We start from the raw sequence: 1401 nt of genomic DNA, 5'->3' as shown, positions 1-1401 counted from the left end.
CTTTCACTATAAGCAAGGAGTTCTTATATGAACAAAACGTTGATCGCAGCTGCAGCAACTTCAGTACTTCTACTAGCAGGTTGTGCTTCATCTGATGACGCAGCAACAGCAAACGCAGCTAAACTAGATGAACTAAGCAACCAAGTTAGCCAACTAAGCCAAGACGTACAAGCTCTTCAATCTGACGTTCAAAAATCAGGTGACGCAGCAATGGCTGCTCAAGAAGAAGCAGCACGTGCTAACGAGCGTATCGATAACATCGCTCAGTCTTACACTAAGTAAGATGTTGTTCCGCGCTTTAACGCCCGTTAAGGCGCGGTTATTTCTACTGGAACCCCATTCTGAGCGGCAATAACGGCTTTCGCTTTCACATTCGTCAATCCAAATTCATTTAGCCACCAGCCCAATTCTTTCGGAACTTGTAAATGATCTTTCTCGCCATTGCTACGAGTTAACGGTTCATGCGCTTCCACAAACACACTACGATCCGGCTCTAGTGACACTTTCACTGGCTGATTGATGATGTTTACTTTTTCACCACGACGAACTTTGTCGAACAACCATTCGATATCACTTGGGTCCATACGAATGCAACCAGCACTCACGCGCATTCCGATGCCGAAATCTTTGTTGGTACCGTGAATAAGGTACTCACCATTTCCGTAAGCTAGACGAAGTGCAAACAACCCAAGCGGGTTGTCGGGGCCTGCTGGCACAACCGCAGGTAAATCCACCCCTTTCGCTCTGTATTCTGCACGAATAGACGCAGGTGGCGTCCATGTTGGGTTCGGACGTTTTTGGCTGATGCTGGTTGTCATCACTGGTGTATCTCGCCCAATTCGGCCAATACCAACAGGGAAAACATGCACCACATCTTCGCCCTCTGGGAAGTAGTACAGACGCACCTCTGCCAAGTTAATCACGATGCCTTGGTGAGGAACTGAAGGAAGAATGAGTGGAGATGGAATAGTAAGCACGCGCCCTTCTTGAGGAAGAAATGGATCAACGCCTTTGTTCGCTGCCATCAACGCTAGCATACCCACGTCATAATGCTTGGCGATGTTTGCCATGGTCTCGCCTTCTTGCACGACGTGGTTTTCGAGGCGACCAATCAAACGGCTGCCGTCCTCTGGTAACTCGTACATTTTGGCGAATGACAATCCACTCACTAATGATAACGAGACAGATAACAGGGTTCGTTTTGCAAAACTCATTGATCGCTTTTTGCTAAGCATTTCACTCTATTCCTTGGCACTTTTGAAGAGCCGTAAGGTTATCTCTCTTTCAACCTTGTGATCAACCATCGGCTTGTGATATTCCAGTAAAGAAAATCCCTCCCAAGTCCATGGTTTATGGACGAACTTATTCGGCACACTCTTAATTTCTGGCACCCAATGACGC

3 protein-coding genes are annotated in these 1401 nt (G+C 47.1%); 1 reads left to right on the top strand and 2 read right to left on the bottom strand.

From position 1 onward, the window contains the following. The first annotated feature begins 27 nt into the window (after positions 1–27). Positions 28–282 carry an Lpp/OprI family alanine-zipper lipoprotein gene (locus R8269_RS24435; protein ID WP_318222802.1) on the top strand — a complete coding sequence of 85 codons (255 nt, stop codon included), beginning with the start codon at positions 28–30 and terminating at the stop codon, positions 280–282. 26 nt (positions 283–308) lie between these two features. On the opposite strand, the gene R8269_RS24430 is transcribed toward R8269_RS24435, so the two are convergent. Together R8269_RS24430 and R8269_RS24425 are read right to left on the bottom strand one after the other, a co-directional pair. Then, positions 309–1235 (bottom strand): L,D-transpeptidase family protein, encoded by a 927-nt coding sequence (locus R8269_RS24430; RefSeq protein WP_318222801.1) that lies wholly within the window; start codon positions 1233–1235, stop codon positions 309–311. Between the two features lie 6 nt (positions 1236–1241). After that, positions 1242–1401 (bottom strand): FAD-binding domain-containing protein (locus R8269_RS24425; RefSeq protein WP_318222803.1); only part of this gene is annotated, 160 nt, incomplete at its 5' end.

It is taken from the genome of Vibrio sp. Vb0667, from assembly GCF_033391095.1.
This window is presented reverse-complemented; position numbering and strand designations above follow the sequence as displayed.

Coding starts and splice junctions, on each gene's coding strand:
- R8269_RS24435 (WP_318222802.1), top strand. CDS start 28: ATGAACAAAACGTTGATCGCAGCTGCAGCAACTTCAGTACTTCTACTA.
- R8269_RS24430 (WP_318222801.1), bottom strand. CDS start 1,235: ATGCTTAGCAAAAAGCGATCAATGAGTTTTGCAAAACGAACCCTGTTA.